This is a genomic window from Nocardia canadensis (assembly GCF_032656385.1).
Taxonomy (GTDB): Bacteria; Actinomycetota; Actinomycetes; order Mycobacteriales; family Mycobacteriaceae; genus Nocardia; species Nocardia canadensis.
The window spans coordinates 1853385-1870698 of record NZ_JAVCWB010000010.1 but is presented as its reverse complement, the minus strand read 5'-3'; the positions used below and the strand labels follow the sequence as shown (position 1 = coordinate 1870698).

Genomic DNA, 17314 nt, shown 5'->3' with positions numbered 1-17314 from the left:
CCATCAGCAGGTGAAGTCGGCCTGCCGACCGTCGGGCGCGCTCTCGAGCGTGGTCTTGCCACCCGCGAGGTGCACGGTGACGCCGTCGTCGGTGACCCGCACCTCCTGCGCGCGCAGGCCGAGCGGGTAGCTCTGCAGGCTCTGGGTGAAGGTCTCGACGATGCCCTGCACCAGGTCGGTGGGCAGGCCGATGCCGAGCAGCTGCGCCGACTTGGTCTCCACCACGACATTGCCGTTGCGCACCATGGGCTGCACCTGCAGCTGGGCCAGGCCGCCGATCACGTCGAGGGTGAGCACGCCGGTGGTGCGCGAGGAGCTCACGCCGCTGACCATGCCGCCGAGGGTCTGCTGGATGCCGTCGTTGTTCCAGGTCACCTCGGCCGAGGAACCGCCGATGGTGCCGCCGCCGCGGCCGTGGTCGGTGAGCTCGATGTCGTCGAACTCCGCGTGCACCACCATCCCGACCGCGGGACCGAACTTGTTGTCCTCGCTGTCGATGGTGACCGAGCCGACCTTGCCGTCGAGGTAGGTGAGCAGCATCGGCTTCGGGCCGAAGCCCACGTCGATGGTGGACCCCATCTGCTGCTCGAACGAGCTGCTGATGCAGCGCGAGATCTGGTGGCGGGCATAGGCTTCGGTGCCCACGATCGCGGCCACCAGCAGCGCGGCGACCACGACCAAGGCGATCACCAGCGTGCGCCGACCTACCTTGGGGCGTTGGGGTGTCTGCGTGGTCATGGCATCGGATTCTTCCCGAACTTTCTGTGTCTGCTCTGAGGACGGCGTGAAAGCCTTCGCAGCAAAGTGTGACCTGGCACACTCCGGCGGGCGTAGCCTGGATCCATGACTGGCGAGGGTGTGCGCCGGGTGCAGGGGACGGCGGATCATCGGTGGCGCGTGCTACGGCGGCTCGCCGGTCGACACGCGGGCTTCTTCACGACCCGTCAGGTATTGCGGACCGGGTGTGAGGTGCAGGTCAGAGCGGCGCTCGGGGACGGCTCGGTGACCAGGGCCGGTGTCGGGATGATGCGGCTGGCGCAATGGCGGGCCGGTCCGCTCGACGAGTACGCGATGTGGGCGGCCTGGTTCGACGGCGCCGCGGCGGTGTCGTATCAGAGCGCTGCCGAGCTGCACGGGATCGGCCGATTACAGCCGCGGTTCCTGCACCTGTCGGTGTCGGCGGGGCGTCCGCCGGTGACGCCGCGACTGGTGCTGACCCGGCGCAAACTGGACGGGCCCGATGTCGAGTCGGCCGGGCCGTTCCTGGTCACCACGCCGGTGCGCACCGTGCTCGATCTGGCCGAGACCGAGATCTCGCAGTCGGCGCTGGACGAGGTGGTCGCCGACGCGGTCGCCATCCACCGCTGCGACATCGACGAGATCTGGTGGGGCGGACAGCAACTCGCCCCGCGTGCGGCCGCACGGGTGCGCCGGGCGTTAACCGGCGTCTGACCAGCCGTTCGGCGCGACCACCTGCCACGGCACCGACAGCACGCAGTCGCGCATCCGGCGGCGATACGCGCGCACCGGAAAACCGCTCTCGCGCAACAGCTCCGCGGCCCCGCGCCAGCGGATACGCGGACCGAACGGGGCCAGCGCCGCCGAGCGATCCCAGGCGCGGTCGGCCGCGGTGAGCAGCGCGTGCACCGGTTCGCCCGGAATATTGCGGTGGATCAGCACTTTCGGGAGTCGCTCGGCGATTTCGGACGGGCGCTCGACGGTGAACGGGTCCCAGGCCAGCGTCAGCGAGAGCGGGCGGTGCCGGTCGAGCAGCACCCAGGCGCAGCGGCGGCCGAGTTCGTCGCAGGTGCCGTCGACGAGCAGACCGCCCGGCGCGAGATTCGACCGGATGCGCGACCACGCGTCGGGGACGGCGTCCTCCGGGTACTGGCGCAGCACGTTGAACGCGCGGACCAGCACCGGGCGCAGTCCGGCCAACTCGAAACCGCCGCGGGCGAAGCGCACACCGTCACGGCCCTCGACGACCCTGGCGGGGTCGATCTCGAGCCCGACCACCCGCAGATCGGGGCGCACGGTGCGCAGCCGCGCGGCCAGTTCGAACGTCGTCCACGGCGCGGCGCCGTAGCCGAGGTCGACGATCAGCGGATCGGCGGCCGCGCGCAGGCGCTCGGTCACCAAGTCGTCGTGGGTCAGCCAGCGGTCGCTGCGGCGCAGGCGGTTGACGCCGGTCGTGCCGCGGGTGATGGTGCCGACCGGGAGCGGTCGTTTGCGGTCCACGGCGGTCGTCGGGGCGCGAGTGCGTCAGACCGTCTTCTTCGCGGCGGCCTCTTCCAGCCAGCGCGAGGTCTCCTCTTGCTCGGCCCGGAACAGGTCGACGAGGTTCACCAGCATCAGCTGTTCCAGGCGCGGGCCGACCATCGGGATGAACACCTTGGCGGTGGGGGAGAAGCGCATGGTCGCGCCGGTCTCGGTGGGGAACAGCCGGATGTCGCCGTTGAGGCTGCCCGGGCCGGCCGGGATCGAGGCGGAGAAGGTGCCCTCGGTCTCCTCGCGCTCGAACGGGCCCCAGCTCTCCTTGCGGGTGATGACCATGTCCTTGCGCATCACCGTCTGGGCGATCTCGGGGAGCATCTCGCGCGGCAGGGTGTGGGCGAGCACCACATCGATGCCGGAGTCGCTCACCTCGTGGCTGATCACCTCGTTGTGCGGGGAGTACTTCCGCATCTCGGCGACGCGCGCTTCCCAGTAATCCCTGCTCTGCAGCGCCGCGTAGAGCTCTTCGGCGGTGTGCAGCGGGTAGCGGGCGGAGTAGTCAAGTCGACGTGCCATGAGGGAGCAGTGTATTTGGAGCGCTGGTGCGCTCGAGTCGGCGGCCCCTTGTGTCCCGGCGGGACGGCCGCCGACGGTCGACGTCGTCGGCCTGCCCTCCCTCGGGTCGGGCCCGCCGGGCTTCAGGTGTGCGGAGCGGAATCAGTGGGCGGCGAGCCACTGCTCGGTGAAGCCGGCCTCGTTGGCCAGCAGTTCCAGCAGGTGCTCGGAGATCGCGGCCTCGATCTTGCCGCCGAACAGCGGGATCTTCACCTCGATGCTGCCGCTGATGGTGGCGACCGAGCCGGTGCCCTCGTCGGTCAGGGTGACGATGGCGCTGACCTTGGCGGGCGCGCCGTCGACGTGGGCCTCGATGGTGCCGGTCGTGCCGGTGTAGCTCTCGGTGCGCGGAATCACCAGGTCGCCGGGGCGCACCGCGGTGATCGCGGGCGGCAGCTGATCGGCGGGGATCGACTGGACCATCTGCACGCGCACCTGGTCACCGGTGATGCCGAAGGAATCCAGCCGGGCGCCGGGCCCGCCGACCTCCTCGATACGAGCCTTCCAGTACTGCTCGTCGGAGAACGCCGCGCGCACGGCCTCGACCGGCTTGGTGTAGCGAGCCGTGTACGCCAGAGGTGTAGCCATGCGCGACAGGCTACCGTCTTGTGACGTGGGAACAACTCAGGTGGTGTCCGCCGATCAGGTGCGTGACCTCCTCGCCGATACCGGCGCGGTGGTGCGGGAATCGGTGCGTTTGTCCGAACTGACGACCCTGCGGGTCGGCGGGCCCGCGCTGGTCGCCGAATGCGACAGCACCGAGGCGCTGATCGCCACGGTGTCGGCGCTGGACGCGGCCGGGATCCGGGTGCTGCTGATCGCCGGTGGGTCCAACCTGCTCATCGACGACGCCGGCTTCGACGGGGTCGTCGTCCGGGTGGGCACCACCGGTGTGCGGATCGGCGCCGACAGCGTGTTCGCCGAGGCGGGGGCGAACTGGGACGCGGTCGTCGCGGCGACCGTGGCGGCCGGCCTGGGCGGGCTGGAATGCCTGTCGGGGATTCCCGGCTCGGCCGGGGCGACGCCGGTGCAGAACGTCGGCGCGTACGGCGCCGAGGTGTCCACGCTGCTGCGCCGGGTGCGGTTGCTCGATCGCACGACCGGTGCGGTCCGCTGGGCCGAGCCGGGCGAACTCGGCTTCGCGTACCGCACCAGCGTGCTCAAGCACAGCGACGACGCGGTGGTGCTGGCGGTGGAGTTCGCGCTCGACCCGTCCGGGCTGAGTGCCCCGCTGCGCTACGGCGAACTGGCCAGGGTGCTCGGCGCGGGCGACGGCGAGTCCCGTCCGGCCGCGGCCGTGCGCGCGGAGGTGCTGCGGCTGCGCGCGGGCAAGGGCATGGTGCTCGACCCCGCCGACCACGACACCTGGAGCGCGGGCTCGTTCTTCACCAATCCCGTGGTGCCCGAGGACCGGCTGCCGCAGGTGCTCGCGGCCATCACCGCTCATCTCGGCGAGGTGTCGGTGCCGACCTACCCCGCGCCCGACGGCACCAAGCTCTCGGCGGGCTGGCTGATCGAGCGCGCCGGCTTCGCCAAGGGCTTCCCCGGCGAGCAGGCCGCGGCCCGGCTCTCCACCAAGCACACCCTCGCGCTGACCAACCGTGGCGCGGCCACCGCCGCCGACATCGTCGAGCTGGCTCGCACGGTCCGCGCCGGCGTCGAGGAACGGTTCGGCGTGCGGCTGGAACCGGAGCCGGTGACGGTCGGCCTGACCCTCTGAGCCCGGCGGTCGCGCGGCCCGGTCGGTAGCCCGGCGTACATTCGATGCCGTGAGCAAACCTTCGGTAACCGCCTCGTCGCGTGCGCGCGGGACGGCAGTTCGGCATGTCCGGCGCGCGTTGGCCGCCGACAGGCGTGGCGTGGGTGTTCGGCGCGGACGCCCCGTGGTTGCGGTGATCTTGCTGGCGGTGCTCGTCGTGCTGACGGGCTGCACCATCGACCGACCCGGCGGCGACGCCGCACCCGCGGGCCCGGTCGCCCGGGTCACCGTGACGCCCGCGGCGGGCGCGACCGACGTCGCGCCGGTCACCCCCGTGTCGGTGACCGTCGCCGACGGCCGGATCGATCAGATCGCACTCACCAACGCCAACGGCAAGCAGGTCGCGGGCACCTTCGGGCCCGATCGCGCGAGCTACCAGGTCACCGAGCCGCTGGGCTACGACACCACCTACACCTGGACCGGCACGGCGATCGGCACCGACGGCAAGCCGGTCCCGATCGACGGCACCTTCACCACGTTGACGCCGAAGTCGACGATCCCGGCCACGATCAACATCGGGGACGGTCAGGAGGTCGGCATCGCGGCCCCGATCATCATCAAGTTCACGGGCCCGGTCACGAACAAGGCGGCGGTGGAGAAGGCGCTCACCGTCACCACCGACCCCGGCGCCGAGGGCTCGTGGGCGTGGCTGCCCGACGACGGCGGTTCGCGGGTGCACTGGCGGCCCAAGGACTACTGGACGCCCGGCACCACCGTGCATGTCGCGGCCGAGCTCTATGGCGTCGACCTGGGCGGCGGCGCCTACGGCGACTCCGACCTGACTTCCGATTTCACCATCGGCCGCAGTCAGATCGTGATCGCCGACGCGCCGAGTCATCGCATGCAGGTGGTCCGCGACGGCGTCACCGTCTTCGATTTCGCCGTCTCCTACGGCGAGGGCAACGAGCCGCGCAACGTCACCCGCTCGGGCACCCACGTGGTCACCGAGAAGTACGAGGACTTCATGATGTCGAATCCGCCGTACTACACCAACGTTCGCGAACGTTGGGCCGTGCGCATCTCCAACAACGGCGAATTCATCCACGCCAACCCCGAATCCCTGTCGGCCCAGGGCTCGTCCAACGTCACCAACGGCTGCATCAACCTCTCACCCGCCGACGCCCAGGCCTACTTCCCGACCGCCCGCTACGGCGACCCGGTCGAGGTCACCGGCACCTCCATTCCCCTCTCCCAGGCCGACGGCGACATCTACGACTGGTCCATCGACTGGCCCACCTGGCAGTCGATGTCGGCCCTCCCCGCGGGTGCGCCCACCACTGGAGCAGCTGCGCCGAGGTAGCTTCGCGGAACGGGTCCACTCTGTTCAAACTGTCAGTGCGCGAATAGCATTGGCCGATGTGAGCATCTCCGGGGGACCCGGAATCCGGGTGACGGTCTGTCCGTCGTATCCGATGAAGTAAGTGGGCTCGGCAATTATCTGTCCGACCTGATCTATGACGGGGGCTCGCAACTGCTGAATTCCCTTGCCGCGCTGGACCAGTTTCGCTCGGAGTAGCGGTCGGCAGCTATCTGCAACAGGGTGAGACCAACGCCGCTGAAGCTCGATAGTCTCGACGGCCGGGTCGGCGAGGTCCTGTCTGGCAGTTGGAGCGGTATCGCCGCATCGACAGCGTGCGTACCGCGGGCACGTCGGCCCGACAGGCGCGAGACCGCTACGTCGCTGTGGGCGAGTGTGGGCTGGGACATCGATGCCAGGGATTATCAGAAAATGCACCCCGCGGGAGACGAGTAGGTACCAGGTGGCGTTGGACATTGTTGTGCAGGACATGAACCACGCTGAGCTGCAGCGCTTCGGGGACGATGCGGAGGAGACGTTGTTCCGGCTGTGCGCGGCCCAGCCCGATACCAGCGTGGTCCGGGGGGTCTACCGCTACGGCGACACCATGTTCAACCGGCACCAACTGGGCATGATCCTCGATCAGATCGACGGAATCGAGGTGCGGACCGATGCCGAACGGGTGGCCGTCGACCTGCTGCGGAGGTCCGCGTCGATCGCGCTCCGCGCCAATGGGTATCTCATGTTCATCGGTGACTGACGGGCTCGATCCTGGTTCTGATCCGAAGAATGAACCCCGGCCGAGACGGCTCGGGGTTCATTCCGTTCGCGACGGTCAGACCAGGGCGGGGACGCGGGTGGGCCAGCGGGTGTGGTTGGGGTCGATGACGTAGGGGTGGGTGTGCTGGTAGCGGCCGGGGGCGATTTCGGTGGCGTCGGTGAGGATGGCCGGGTCGACGGTGCCGAAGTCGTGGATATGGGTGATCTCGGCGGGGTCGTGGCGGGGCCACAGGCGGATCGCGGCGGTGACGCCGAGGGCGGCGATGACGGCCAGGGTGATCCAGGTGGTGGTGAAGCCCGCGGTGGTGGCCAGCCAGCCGGTGATCGGGTAGGTGATCAGCCAGGCCAGGTGCGAGAGCGAGAACTGGGCGGCGAAGAGGGCGGGGCGGTCCTGCGCGCGGGCCGAGCGGCGCAGCACGCGACCGGTGGGGGTGAGGACCAGGCCGGTGCCCGCGCCGATGACGGCCCAGGTGGCCAGGGCGGCGGCCCAGCTCCAGTCGCCGATGCTCGCGGTCGACAGGGTGATCGCCGCGACCAGGCCGGTGACCAGGACGGCCGCGCCGGTGAGCATCACCGGACGTTCGCCGCGCCGGTCCAGGATCTTGGGCAGGGTCAGGGCGACGAGCATGGTGCCGAACCCGTTGGCGGCCAGCAGCAGCGCGACGCCGGACTGGTCGCCGCCGAGCACGTCGCGGGCGTAGTTGACGGTGTTGACCATGACCACCGAGCCCGCCGCGGCGACCACCAGGTTCAGTCCGAGTAGCCCGCGCAGTCGTGGGGTGGCCGCGAACAGCCGCAGGCCGGCGGCGAGACGCTGCCCGATCGCGCCGTCGCCGACCACCGCGTTCGGGATGCGCGCCGCCATGACCAGGGCGACCGAGACCGCGAAGCCGATGCCGGTGCCGACGAACAGCCAGTGGAAGCTGATCAGGCTCAGGGCCAGCGCCGCCAGCATCGGGCTGAGCAGGGTTTCCATGGTCGCGGCCAGCTGGGCGGCCGAGAGCGCCTTCGTGTAATCGCGCTCGTCGGGCAGGATGTCCGGCAGCACGGCCTGGTAGGTGGGGGTGTAGGCGGCCGAGGCGATCTGCAACAGGGTGATCAGCACGTAGATCTGCCAGATCTGGTCGACGAACGGCAGGGCCAGCACGATGCCGCCGCGAATGCCGTTGAGCGCCATCAGGAATTGCCTGCGCGGCAGCAGTCCCGCGTAGGCGCCCGCGATCGGGGCGACGATCACGTAGGCGACCATCTTCAGCGTCAGCGCGGTGCCGAGCACGATCGCGGCGTTGCCGCCCGCCAGCTCGTAGGCGAGCAGGCCGAGGGCGACCGTGGTGAGACCGGTGCCGAACAGGGCGGCGACCTGGGCGGTGAACAGCAGGCGATAGTCCCGGTGGGCGAACAGTGAGGTGGTCATGATGGTCGGCCCTTCTGGGTAATGCATGGTCTCTTATCTGCGTATGGATGCAACTATATACCCATGGGGGGTATTCCCGTCAAGGGGTGGACTGCGTCCGCTTGACCTGAAGGGAGGTTGAGGTAGCACCGTGGTGCGCAGCGGCGGCCGAGCGGCTGCCACCTAGTCGGAGGAACACATGAGCGCCACGGTTGAGCACGCCCGCACCGCCATTCGCCCGCTGCGGGTCGTCGTCGTCATCGGCAGCACCAGGCAGGGGCGCTTCGGTCCCACCGTCGCCGACTGGTTCGTCCGGCAGGCGGCGCTGCGCGACGCGATCGAGGTCGACGTGGTCGACGCCGGGCAGGTCGAACTGCCGCGGGTCTTCGGCGCTGCCGCCGAGCACCCCTCGGTGGCCGAGGCCACCGACAAGCTCGCCCGCGCCGACGCCTTCGTCGTGGTGACGCCCGAGTACAACCACAGCTACCCGGGCACGCTCAAGAACCTGATCGACACCCACCACACCGAATGGCAGGCCAAGCCGGTCGGCTTCGTCTCCTACGGCGGCATCTCCGGCGGCCTGCGGGCGGTGGAACACCTGCGCCCGGTCTTCGCCGAACTGCACGCGGTCACCGTCCGCGACTCGGTCGCCCTGCCCAATCCGTGGGGCCGGTTCGACGAGGCGGGCGCACTGAGCGACCCGGGCGCCGCCGATGCCGCCGCGGTCCTGCTCGACCAGCTCCTCTGGTGGGGCGAGGCCCTGCGCGCCGCCCGCGCCGTGCGCCCGTACGGGAAGTGATCGCCGTGCTGACCCCGACCACGACAGCCCCACCCGTCACCCGCGATCCGATGCGCATCGCGCTGGTGCTGGTGGTGGGCATGATCATGGCGACGCTCGATCAGACGATCGTCAACGTCGCCATCAACAAACTCTCCGTCGAGTTCGACGCGGGACTGAGCACGATCCAGTGGGTGGCCACCGGCTACTCGCTCGCCCTCGGCGCCGTGGTGCCGACCTCGGCGTGGCTGGTCGGTCGCTTCGGCGCCAAACGGCTGTATCTGACGGCGATCGCGGCGTTCGCGGTCGGCTCGGTGCTGGCGGGGCTGGCCTGGAACATCGAGTCGCTCATCGCCTTCCGGCTGGTGCAGGGCGCGAGCGGCGGGCTGCTGATGCCGGTGGCGATGACCATCCTGCTGCGCGCGGCCGGGCCGGAGCGGCTCGGCCGGCTGATGAGCACCCTCGGCCTGGCGATCCTGGTCGGCCCGCTGCTGGGGCCGGTGATCGGCGGTTACCTGATCGACGAGGTGTCCTGGCGCTGGATGTTCTTCCTGAACCTGCCGCTGGGCGCGCTGGTGCTGGTGTTGGCGGCCCGGGTGGTGCCCGACGACGCGCCGGAGCCGCCGCGCCCGCTCGACGTGCTCGGCCTGCTGCTGATGTCGCCGGGGCTGGCGCTGGTGATCTACGGCGTGACCGCGGCGGGGGAGAACGCGGGCTTCGCTTCGGCCGCGGTGCTGGTGCCGCTGCTGGCCGGCGCCGGGCTCATCGTCGCCTTCGTGCTGCGCTCGCTGAGCATCCCGGTTCCGCTGCTGGATCTGCGGGTCCTGGGCAATCGCACGACCGGGATCTCCGCCGCGTTGCTGGCGTTGTTCGCGAGCGGCTACTTCGGGTCGATGCTGTTGCTGCCGTTGTACTTCCAGGTGGTGCGTGGCGAATCGGCGCTGGTGGCGGGCGCTCTCGGGATTCCGTTCGCGCTGGCCTCGGGCGCCACCATGCAGGTCGCGGGCCGGCTGATCGATCGGATCCCGCCCGGCCGCTATCTGCCGGTGTCGATCACGGTGGCGCTCACCGGTTTCGTGCTGTTCGTGCTCCAGCTCGACGCGGACGCGCCGTACTGGGCGCTCGGCCTGACCATGCTGCTGATGGGCGCCGGTGGCGGCGGCACCATGATGCCGGTGATCACCACCGCGACCCGGCCACTGAGCCGGGCGCAACAGCCGGCCGGGTCGACGGTGCTGAACATGATCAGCACCACCGCGATGGCGGTCGGCACCGCGGTCAGCTCCGTGACACTGGGCGCCCTGCTCCCGGTGACCGGCGGGCTCCAGGCCCTGCACGGCATGAGTCGCGACCAGCGCGCCGACCTGGCTCCGGCACTGGCCGAGGCGTTCCAGCACACCTACTGGATCGCCCCGGTCATGATCGCCCTGGCGATGATCCCGGCGCTGCTGCTGCCGCGCCGCGCCGAAGCGTGAGGTCGACCGTCACCCGGTCGGCCACACCACCGCCTGGGCGACGATGACGTTCGTCCCGTCGAAGGTGACTGCTGGGCCCTCGTGGAGTTCGTAGCCCAGGGCCAGCGCCGCGCTCACCCGTCGGCAGAACGTCTCGTCGTCCGGGCCGGTCAGGACTCGATAGGCCGGTAGTCCGTCCGGTGGTTCGCTCATGCGGGCGATTATCCGCTACGCGGACTCGGTGGCGCGTTCCTTGCTCAGCGCCTCGGTCTGCTCGGTGCTCAGTCCCTGCTGCTTGGCCAGCAGATCGCGGATCTCGATGAGCAGCTCGGTCTCGGTCGGCTCGGCGGCCTTGGTGGTGCCGAACTTGTTCTTCAGCGACTTCATCGGCAGCATCAGCACGAAGTACAGGACCGCCGCGACCATGAAGAAGTCGATGAACGCGGTGATGATCGGGCCGAGCGCGATGAAGGTGGCCGGCTTGTCGGCGATCAGCTGGACGCCGAGACCCAGTTCGTTGGTCGAGCCGAACACCGCGAGCAGCGGGTTGACGATTCCCTTGGTGAACGAGGTCACGACGGCGGTGAACGCGGTGCCCATGACCACCGCGACCGCCAGATCGATGACGTTTCCACGCATCAGGAAGTCTTTGAACCCGTCGAACACGGACTTGATACTGCGCATCGGTGAAGTACTCCTAGGACTGGCTATCGGCAAACGTGGCGATGTTATCGACCGTTCCAGTCGGTAGCGAATTCGCAGCTATGCCTCGGCCCGGTCCTGGGCAGTATCGGTTCCCCCGGTCCGGCCCGCCACTCGGGCAGCCGTGGCCCCCGGATTCGGTTGCCCGGTCCGGGGATTGAACGTCGCAGGTCAGGAGCGTCGCGCGAAGCTGCCGGGGCCTGCCTGGTCACGGGGCTTGACGACGATCGTGTCGAGGTTCACGTGCGCGGGCCTGCTCGCCACGAAGCCGACGATCTCGGCGATGTCCTGCGCGTAGAGCGGATCGATGCCCTGGTAGACCTTCGCCGCGCGCTCGGCGTCGCCGTCGAAGCGGACCAGGGAGAACTCGGTCTCCACCGCGCCGGGCGCGATCTCGGTGAGCCGCACCGGCTGCCCGAGCAGTTCGTCGCGCAGGGTGCGGTGCAGCACGGCCTGGGCGTGCTTGGCCGAGGTGTAGCCCGAGCCGTTCGGGTAGGCGTGGAAGGCGGCGATGGAGGTGATGGTGACGATCAGGCCGTCGCCGGAGTCGATCAGCTTCGGCAGCAGCGCCTTGGTCAGGCGCAGGGTGCCCAGGACGTTGGTCTCCCACATCCAGCGCCAGTCGTCGAGGTCGGCCTCGGCGACCGTGGCCAGGCCCTTGGCGCCGCCGGCGTTGTTGACCAGCACGTCGACCCGGTCGATCGAGTCGGTGAACGCGCGCACCGATTCCTCGGCGGTGACGTCGAGCTCGACGGCGGTGCCGCCGATCTCCTCGGCGAGCCGCTGCACCCGGTCGAACCGCCGGGCGCCCACATAGACGTGGTAGCCCTGCTTGGCGAGTTCCCGGGCGGTGGCTTCACCGATTCCCGAGCTGGCTCCGGTGACGACGGCGGTGCGAGTGCTCATGTGGATTGATCTTATTCGCCGTGGATTCGCCGTCGCCATGGCTGGGATCACGCTGATGTGGACCGGCGTTAGCCTGTCGGCATGGCTATTCGTGATGCTGTCAGTGCCGACGGAACCAGGATCGTCTACCGGGTCAGCGGCCCGGAGACCGGCAGGCCGCTGGTGCTGCTGCACGGCTGGGCGGGCAATCTGCGCTGCTGGGGCGCGGCCGCCGACGATCTGGCGCAGCGCTACCGCGTCGTCGCCGTCGACCTGCGCGGGCACGGGTACTCCGACGATCCGGGCGCCGGGTACGACGATCCCAAGGCGTGGGCCGCCGATGTCGCCGCCGTGCTGGCGGCCGAGGGCATCGCCTCGGGGGCGGTGTTGCTGGGCTGGTCCTACGGCGGCATCGTCGCCACCGACTACCTCGCCACCTACGGCGCTGCCGCCGTCGCCGCGGTCGTCTACTGCGGTGCCCCGGCCAATATCGGCCCGAAGGTGCCCGGCGCCGCCACCGGTCCGGCCATGGAGAAGGCGATTCCGGGCGTCTTCGACGAGGCGGCCGGGCGCGCGGTGCGCGGTTTCTCGGCGTTCGGCAACGCCAACACCGGCCCCGGCGCGGACAAGGGCGTCGACGCCCAGCGCCTGTTCGGCACCAGCCTGGCCACCCCGCCTTCGGTGCGGAAGGCGCTGTTCTACCGGACCATCGACAACACCGACACCCTGCGCGGTCTCGACATTCCGGTGCTGGTCCTGCACGGCACCGAGGATCCGGTGGTGCCCGCCGCCAACGGCCGCTACATCGCCGACAATGCCCCTAACGCCCGCCTCTCGCTGTGGGAGGGCGCCCAGCACGGGCTCTTCATCGAGGACCGCCCGCGCTTCTTCGCCGAGGTCAGCGCGTTCGTCGACGCGCTGGACTGAGTTCGGGCGGCGGACCCGCGCCCCCGCCGCTGTGAACTGTGAATGTTTCAGAAATGCGGGTGGGGGCAGCCTGACCTGCCTAACCTCTCTCGCACGGTCTCGTTCTCGGCCGGGCAGGGAGGTGACGCATGAGCGTCCTGGCACGGTGTGGGTTGCTTCTCGTCGCGGGGCTGGTGTGCGCCCACGCGGTCGCGGGCGCGGCGCCGCCCGATCCGCGCGGTGTGGACGCCGCGCGGCTGATCTCGGCGACGCCGGGGCAGGGTCGGGTCGTCGACCTGGTCGTGTACTCGGGGGCGATGGGCAAGCCGGTGCACGTCGCCGTGCTGCCCGCCGCCGACCGCGCGGCCGCGGCGCCGGTGCTGTACCTGCTCAACGGGGTCGACGGCGGCAGCGCCACCGGTGACTGGCGCGACGGCGGAAACTGGCTGACCCGCACCGACTCCGAGCAGTTCTTCGCCGACGAGCAGGTCACCGTGGTGATGCCGATCGGCGGCGCGGGCAGCTACTACGCCGACTGGCGCGCCGACGATCCGGTGCTCGGCCGCCAGCGCTGGACGACCTTCCTCACCCGCGAACTCCCCCGGGTGATCGACGCCGAATTCCGCGGCACCGGAGCCAATGCCATCGCCGGGGTCTCGATGGCGGGTACCGCGGCCTTCCAGCTGGCCCTGGCCGCGCCGCAGCTCTATCGCGCGGTGGGTAGCTACAGCGGTTGCGTGTCCACCAGCGGCCCGCAGGGCCACGCCATCGTCAACACTGTCGTCTCCGGCCAGAACGGCGACCCGGTGAACATGTGGGGACAACCCGGCGACCCGCTCTGGGCCGCCAACGACCCCTTCCTGCACGCCGACCGGCTGCGCGGCCTGGCCATCTACGTGGCCTCCGGCACCGGCCTGCCCGGCGACCTCGACACCACGGCGGGTCCCGGCATCGGCGGCGACCCGATGAAACTGCTCGACCAGCTCCTCGTCGGCGGCGCCCTCGATGCCGTCACCGGCCTGTGTACCCGCCAATTGGCCGTCCGCTTCGGCGAACTCGGCATCCCCGCCACCGTCGACCTGCGTCCCGCCGGCACCCATTCCTGGGGCTACTGGAACGACGACCTGCACCGCTCCTGGCCGTTGTTCGCGCGCGCTCTGCGCCTCGGCTGAATCGAATATTCGCTGTCCGATCGCGCGAGCGAACGATGCCGGAAAAGAATCCGGTGGGTCTTTTCACAGCAAATGCGAGGCGATTCCGGCTGCCCGCGGAGTTCGCAATATTGCACTCTATGGGTACGGGTTCGGGCGCTGTTACCGCAGGTAGTCGGCGCTGTTTCGGCCGGTCATCGTGGTGTCGGGAGCCGATGTGATACGACTGTGATTGTGTCCTGTGCCTAAGGAGTTCGAACGCACAGGCGCGCCATAAATCTTCTGGTAATCGTCACAATGTTTCGGTGAATTCGTGTGTAGCGTTCGGGAATGCCGTTTGATCGCAGAGGAAGTGGGTTCGGCGTCGAGAGCGGAGTTCGATGATGTTCGGTCGGGCAGTGGGCGCTCGGATCGCCGGGGTGATGCTGGCGGTGCTCGCGGGGTCGGTGGTCGCGGTGCCAGCCGCGGCCGAGCCCGTGGCACGGATCGAGGACCGGCGGATCGAGGCCGATCGCACCATCGACATCGGGGTGTACTCGCCCGCGATGGACACCGTCGCCCGGGCACGCGTGCTGCGGGCCGCCGACCCGAATTCCCCTGCGCCGACGCTGTATCTGCTCAACGGGGTCGGCGGCGGCAGCGACGGGAACTGGCTCGATCGCACCGACGTCGTCGAGTTCTTCCAGGACAAACAGGTCAATGTGGTGATCCCGTTCGGCGGGGCGGGCAGCTACTTCGCCGACTGGCGCGCCGACGATCCGGTGCTCGGCAAGCAGCGCTGGACTACCTTCCTCACCAAGGAGCTCCCGCCGGTGATCGACGCCGCGTTCGGCGGCACCGGCGCCAATGCCATTGCGGGACTGTCGATGGCGGGCACCGCGGTGTTCCAGCTCGCACTCGCCGAACCGGGGCTGTATAGGGCGATCGGGTCCTACAGCGGGTGTGTGCGCACCAGCGACCTGCGGGGACAGGCGATCGTGAGCGCGGTGGTCGGCAGCAGGCTCGGCAACGTCCGCAACATGTGGGGGCCGCCGACCGATCCGGCGTGGACGGCCAACGATCCCTACCTGCACGCGGAGATCTTCCGCGGCACCGAGGTGTACCTGTCCTCCGGCAACGGGATTCCCGGACCGTTCGACACCATCGGCGTCGGGGACGACCCGGTGCAGCGGACCATGGAACTGCTCTTCGGCGCGTCGCTGGAGGCGGTCACCGGCACCTGCACCCAGCAGCTGCGCGACCGGCTGCAATCGCTCGGGATCCCCGCGACCGTCGATCTGCGACCCAACGGCACCCACTCCTGGGGCTACTGGCAGCAGGATCTGCACAAGTCCTGGCCGCTGTTCGAGAGGGCGCTGCACCGCTGATCCCGCCGCGAACGCCATGTCCGAAATTCGCTGGCACACAGGCCGCGTATCCGGCAGGCTCGTGTCGAAGCACAGGTGAACTCACTCACGAATATGCTGTGACTACCGTCACCGATCCCGGTAGGGATGTCGGCGGCGGTGTCGCGGCGTGCACACTGGAGTGTGTGAGTCAGCGTCGTCCGGAACTTTTGCCCCACCGCATCGCGGTGCTCTCGGTGCATACGTCACCGCTGGCGCAGCCCGGAACCGGCGATGCGGGCGGCATGAACGTCTACGTGCTGCAAACCGCGCTCGAGCTCGCCAAACGCGGCACCGAGGTGGAGATCTTCACGCGCGCGACCTCGTCGGATCTGCCGCCGGTCGCCGAGGCGGGCCCCGGTGTGCTGGTGCGCCACGTGGTCGCCGGACCGTTCGAGGGGCTGGACAAGAACGACCTGCCCACCCAGCTGTGCCCGTTCACCGCCGAGGTGCTGCGCCAGGAGGCGCGCCACCTGCCCGGCCACTACGACCTCGTGCACTCCCACTATTGGCTCTCCGGCCAGGTCGGCTGGCTGGCGCGGGACCGCTGGCGGGTGCCGCTGGTGCACACCGCGCACACGCTGGCCGCGGTGAAGAACGCCGCGCTCGCCGAGGGCGACGCCCCCGAACCCGAGACCAGGGTGATCGGGGAGAAGCAGGTCATCGCCGAGGCCGACCGGCTCGTCGCCAACACCGGTGACGAGGCCCGCCAGCTCGTCGACCTCTACGGCGCCTCGCCCGATCGCATCGACGTGGTGCCGCCCGGCGCCGACCTGACCCGCTACCGGCCCGGCGACAAGCTCGCGGCCCGCGCCGAGCTGGGCCTGCGGGCCGACGAGCAGGTCGTGGCCTTCGTCGGCCGCATCCAGCCGCTCAAGGCGCCCGACGTGCTGGTGCGCGCCGCGGCCGCGCTGCTGCGCCGCGATCCCCGCCGCAAGCTGCGGGTGCTGATCGTCGGCGGACCGTCCGGCTCCGGCCTGGCCCGCCCCGACGCGCTGATCGAGCTGGCGGCCGATCTCGGGATCACCGAGCACGTCACCTTCCTGCCGCCGCAGCCCGCCGACCGGCTGGTGCGGGTATACCGCGCGGCCGATGTCGTCGCCGTGCCCAGTTACAACGAATCCTTCGGTCTGGTCGCCATCGAGGCGCAGGCCAGTGGCACCCCGGTGCTCGCCGCCGACGTCGGCGGTCTCGGCACCGCGGTGCGGCACCGCGAATCCGGTCTGCTGGTGCCGGGCCACCGCACCCCGGACTGGGCCGACGCGCTGGCCGCCCTGCTCGACGACCCGGATCGCCTGACGCGGATGAGCGCCACCGCCGTCGCGCACGCCAGCGAGTTCTCCTGGGCGCACACCGCCGAGGGACTGCTCGACAGCTACGCTGCCGCGATGGCCGGGTTCCGCGCCGAACGCGGCCCGATCGCCCTGCACGCGGGCGAGACCAGCCAGGCCAGATCGCGGGCGCTGTGGCGGCGCCGGACGGGAGTACGCAGGTGAGCGCCGTATCGCAGGTCATCGACGAAACGCTGCGCGACCGCGAGATCGAATACACCCGCCATTCCGACGACACCTTCATCGTCGTGTTGCCCGGCGAGCGCAAGCTCAAGACCACGGTGATGCTGACCGTCGGCAAGCACGGCGTGCGCATCGAATCGTTCGTCTGCCGCAAGCCCGACGAGAACTTCGAGGGCGTCTACAAGTACCTGCTGCGCCGCAACCGCCGCCTCTACGGGGTGGCCTACACCCTCGACAATGTCGGCGACATCTATCTCGTCGGCCGGATGTCGACCGAGTCGGTCACCCCCGACGAGCTCGATCGGATCTTCGGCCAGATCCTCGAGGCCGTCGACACCGACTTCAACGTCCTGCTCGAACTCGGCTTCGCGGAATCCATCCGCAAGGAATGGAAGTGGCGTGTCTCGCGCGGTGAGTCGCTGAAGAACCTGCGCGCCTTCGAGCATCTGATCGACGAGGCCGACCAGGTCTGAGTCCTGGT

At 69.9% G+C, this 17314-nt stretch carries 19 protein-coding genes; 11 read left to right on the top strand and 8 right to left on the bottom strand.

Translation table 11 applies throughout. The annotated features are described in order from the left end of the window. Positions 1-3 precede the first annotated feature (3 nt). Complete coding sequence (locus Q7X29_RS31805) at positions 4-738, bottom strand: LmeA family phospholipid-binding protein (RefSeq protein WP_218722014.1); 735 nt, start codon at positions 736-738, stop codon at positions 4-6. Between the two features lie 105 nt (positions 739-843). On the opposite strand from Q7X29_RS31805, the gene Q7X29_RS31800 reads away from it, so the two are divergent. Continuing rightward, the gene (locus Q7X29_RS31800) at positions 844-1452 is read left to right on the top strand and encodes a hypothetical protein (protein ID WP_218722013.1); all 609 of its coding nucleotides are present in this window, start codon (positions 844-846) and stop codon (positions 1450-1452) included. On the opposite strand, the gene Q7X29_RS31795 is transcribed toward Q7X29_RS31800, so the two are convergent. The 3 genes from Q7X29_RS31795 to Q7X29_RS31785 all read right to left on the bottom strand — a co-directional run bounded on the left by Q7X29_RS31795 (position 1438) and on the right by Q7X29_RS31785 (position 3417). Then, positions 1438-2238: a class I SAM-dependent methyltransferase gene (locus tag Q7X29_RS31795; RefSeq protein ID WP_316576222.1), complete on the bottom strand. Its 801-nt coding sequence runs from the start codon at positions 2236-2238 to the stop codon at positions 1438-1440. The two genes, Q7X29_RS31800 and Q7X29_RS31795, sit on opposite strands and share 15 nt — an antisense overlap. A 24-nt stretch (positions 2239-2262) precedes the next feature. After that, positions 2263-2790 carry a DUF2505 domain-containing protein gene (locus Q7X29_RS31790; protein WP_218722011.1) on the bottom strand — a complete coding sequence of 176 codons (528 nt, stop codon included), beginning with the start codon at positions 2788-2790 and terminating at the stop codon, positions 2263-2265. A gap of 141 nt (positions 2791-2931) precedes the next feature. Continuing rightward, the gene (locus Q7X29_RS31785) at positions 2932-3417 is read right to left on the bottom strand and encodes a DUF2505 domain-containing protein (RefSeq protein WP_316576221.1); all 486 of its coding nucleotides are present in this window, start codon (positions 3415-3417) and stop codon (positions 2932-2934) included. Here Q7X29_RS31785 and Q7X29_RS31780 point away from each other — a divergent pair. The 3 genes from Q7X29_RS31780 to Q7X29_RS31770 all read left to right on the top strand — a co-directional run bounded on the left by Q7X29_RS31780 (position 3416) and on the right by Q7X29_RS31770 (position 6645). Then, on the top strand, positions 3416-4549 hold the full coding sequence (locus Q7X29_RS31780; protein ID WP_218722009.1) for a UDP-N-acetylmuramate dehydrogenase: 1134 nt from the start codon (positions 3416-3418) through the stop codon (positions 4547-4549). The genes Q7X29_RS31785 and Q7X29_RS31780 overlap by 2 nt on opposite strands. A gap of 196 nt (positions 4550-4745) precedes the next feature. Continuing rightward, a complete protein-coding gene (locus Q7X29_RS31775; protein WP_449411959.1) occupies positions 4746-5888 on the top strand; it encodes a L,D-transpeptidase in 1143 nt (380 codons plus the stop codon). A 487-nt stretch (positions 5889-6375) separates the two neighbouring features. Then, positions 6376-6645 carry a hypothetical protein gene (locus Q7X29_RS31770; RefSeq protein WP_218722008.1) on the top strand — a complete coding sequence of 90 codons (270 nt, stop codon included), beginning with the start codon at positions 6376-6378 and terminating at the stop codon, positions 6643-6645. Between the two features lie 75 nt (positions 6646-6720). Here Q7X29_RS31770 and Q7X29_RS31765 read toward each other — a convergent pair whose 3' ends face one another. Then, positions 6721-8079: an MFS transporter gene (locus Q7X29_RS31765; RefSeq protein WP_316576220.1), complete on the bottom strand. Its 1359-nt coding sequence runs from the start codon at positions 8077-8079 to the stop codon at positions 6721-6723. Between the two features lie 178 nt (positions 8080-8257). Between Q7X29_RS31765 and Q7X29_RS31760 the strand changes: the two genes are divergently transcribed. Beyond that, positions 8258-8857 (top strand): NADPH-dependent FMN reductase, encoded by a 600-nt coding sequence (locus Q7X29_RS31760; protein ID WP_218722006.1) that lies wholly within the window; start codon positions 8258-8260, stop codon positions 8855-8857. 5 nt (positions 8858-8862) lie between these two features. Further along, complete coding sequence (locus tag Q7X29_RS31755; RefSeq protein ID WP_316576219.1) at positions 8863-10311, top strand: DHA2 family efflux MFS transporter permease subunit; 1449 nt, start codon at positions 8863-8865, stop codon at positions 10309-10311. A gap of 9 nt (positions 10312-10320) precedes the next feature. On the opposite strand, the gene Q7X29_RS31750 is transcribed toward Q7X29_RS31755, so the two are convergent. From Q7X29_RS31750 to Q7X29_RS31740, 3 genes are all read right to left on the bottom strand, one after another. Then, a complete protein-coding gene (locus Q7X29_RS31750) occupies positions 10321-10503 on the bottom strand; it encodes a DUF1737 domain-containing protein (RefSeq protein WP_218722004.1) in 183 nt (60 codons plus the stop codon). A gap of 15 nt (positions 10504-10518) precedes the next feature. Beyond that, positions 10519-10974 carry a large conductance mechanosensitive channel protein MscL gene (gene mscL / locus Q7X29_RS31745; protein ID WP_255588734.1) on the bottom strand — a complete coding sequence of 152 codons (456 nt, stop codon included), beginning with the start codon at positions 10972-10974 and terminating at the stop codon, positions 10519-10521. A gap of 189 nt (positions 10975-11163) precedes the next feature. Further along, positions 11164-11898 carry an SDR family NAD(P)-dependent oxidoreductase gene (locus tag Q7X29_RS31740; protein ID WP_316576218.1) on the bottom strand — a complete coding sequence of 245 codons (735 nt, stop codon included), beginning with the start codon at positions 11896-11898 and terminating at the stop codon, positions 11164-11166. A gap of 81 nt (positions 11899-11979) precedes the next feature. Between Q7X29_RS31740 and Q7X29_RS31735 the strand changes: the two genes are divergently transcribed. The 5 genes from Q7X29_RS31735 (at position 11980) to Q7X29_RS31715 (ending at position 17306) form a co-directional block, all read left to right on the top strand. Further along, the gene (locus tag Q7X29_RS31735) at positions 11980-12804 is read left to right on the top strand and encodes an alpha/beta fold hydrolase (protein ID WP_316576217.1); all 825 of its coding nucleotides are present in this window, start codon (positions 11980-11982) and stop codon (positions 12802-12804) included. A gap of 128 nt (positions 12805-12932) precedes the next feature. After that, a complete protein-coding gene (locus Q7X29_RS31730) occupies positions 12933-13955 on the top strand; it encodes an alpha/beta hydrolase (RefSeq protein WP_218722001.1) in 1023 nt (340 codons plus the stop codon). 362 nt (positions 13956-14317) lie between these two features. Next, positions 14318-15301, top strand: coding sequence for an alpha/beta hydrolase (locus Q7X29_RS31725; protein ID WP_394358762.1), 984 nt, complete (start codon positions 14318-14320; stop codon positions 15299-15301). 155 nt (positions 15302-15456) lie between these two features. Beyond that, a complete protein-coding gene (mshA, locus tag Q7X29_RS31720; protein ID WP_218722198.1) occupies positions 15457-16815 on the top strand; it encodes a D-inositol-3-phosphate glycosyltransferase in 1359 nt (452 codons plus the stop codon). Next, on the top strand, positions 16812-17306 hold the full coding sequence (locus Q7X29_RS31715; RefSeq protein WP_218722000.1) for a type III secretion system chaperone family protein: 495 nt from the start codon (positions 16812-16814) through the stop codon (positions 17304-17306). The genes mshA and Q7X29_RS31715 overlap by 4 nt, the downstream gene beginning before the upstream one ends. Positions 17307-17314 lie beyond the last annotated feature (8 nt).

What these genes read in the sequence shown, in the direction of transcription:
- Q7X29_RS31805 (WP_218722014.1), bottom strand. Translation starts at nt 738, where the DNA reads ATGACCACGCAGACACCCCAACGCCCCAAGGTAGGTCGGCGCACGCTG.
- Q7X29_RS31800 (WP_218722013.1), top strand. Translation starts at nt 844, where the DNA reads ATGACTGGCGAGGGTGTGCGCCGGGTGCAGGGGACGGCGGATCATCGG.
- Q7X29_RS31790 (WP_218722011.1), bottom strand. Translation starts at nt 2,790, where the DNA reads ATGGCACGTCGACTTGACTACTCCGCCCGCTACCCGCTGCACACCGCC.
- Q7X29_RS31780 (WP_218722009.1), top strand. Translation starts at nt 3,416, where the DNA reads ATGCGCGACAGGCTACCGTCTTGTGACGTGGGAACAACTCAGGTGGTG.
- Q7X29_RS31785 (WP_316576221.1), bottom strand. Translation starts at nt 3,417, where the DNA reads ATGGCTACACCTCTGGCGTACACGGCTCGCTACACCAAGCCGGTCGAG.
- Q7X29_RS31770 (WP_218722008.1), top strand. Translation starts at nt 6,376, where the DNA reads ATGAACCACGCTGAGCTGCAGCGCTTCGGGGACGATGCGGAGGAGACG.
- Q7X29_RS31765 (WP_316576220.1), bottom strand. Translation starts at nt 8,079, where the DNA reads ATGACCACCTCACTGTTCGCCCACCGGGACTATCGCCTGCTGTTCACC.
- Q7X29_RS31760 (WP_218722006.1), top strand. Translation starts at nt 8,258, where the DNA reads ATGAGCGCCACGGTTGAGCACGCCCGCACCGCCATTCGCCCGCTGCGG.
- Q7X29_RS31750 (WP_218722004.1), bottom strand. Translation starts at nt 10,503, where the DNA reads ATGAGCGAACCACCGGACGGACTACCGGCCTATCGAGTCCTGACCGGC.
- mscL (WP_255588734.1), bottom strand. Translation starts at nt 10,974, where the DNA reads ATGCGCAGTATCAAGTCCGTGTTCGACGGGTTCAAAGACTTCCTGATG.
- Q7X29_RS31740 (WP_316576218.1), bottom strand. Translation starts at nt 11,898, where the DNA reads ATGAGCACTCGCACCGCCGTCGTCACCGGAGCCAGCTCGGGAATCGGT.
- Q7X29_RS31735 (WP_316576217.1), top strand. Translation starts at nt 11,980, where the DNA reads ATGGCTATTCGTGATGCTGTCAGTGCCGACGGAACCAGGATCGTCTAC.
- Q7X29_RS31730 (WP_218722001.1), top strand. Translation starts at nt 12,933, where the DNA reads ATGAGCGTCCTGGCACGGTGTGGGTTGCTTCTCGTCGCGGGGCTGGTG.
- Q7X29_RS31725 (WP_394358762.1), top strand. Translation starts at nt 14,318, where the DNA reads ATGTTCGGTCGGGCAGTGGGCGCTCGGATCGCCGGGGTGATGCTGGCG.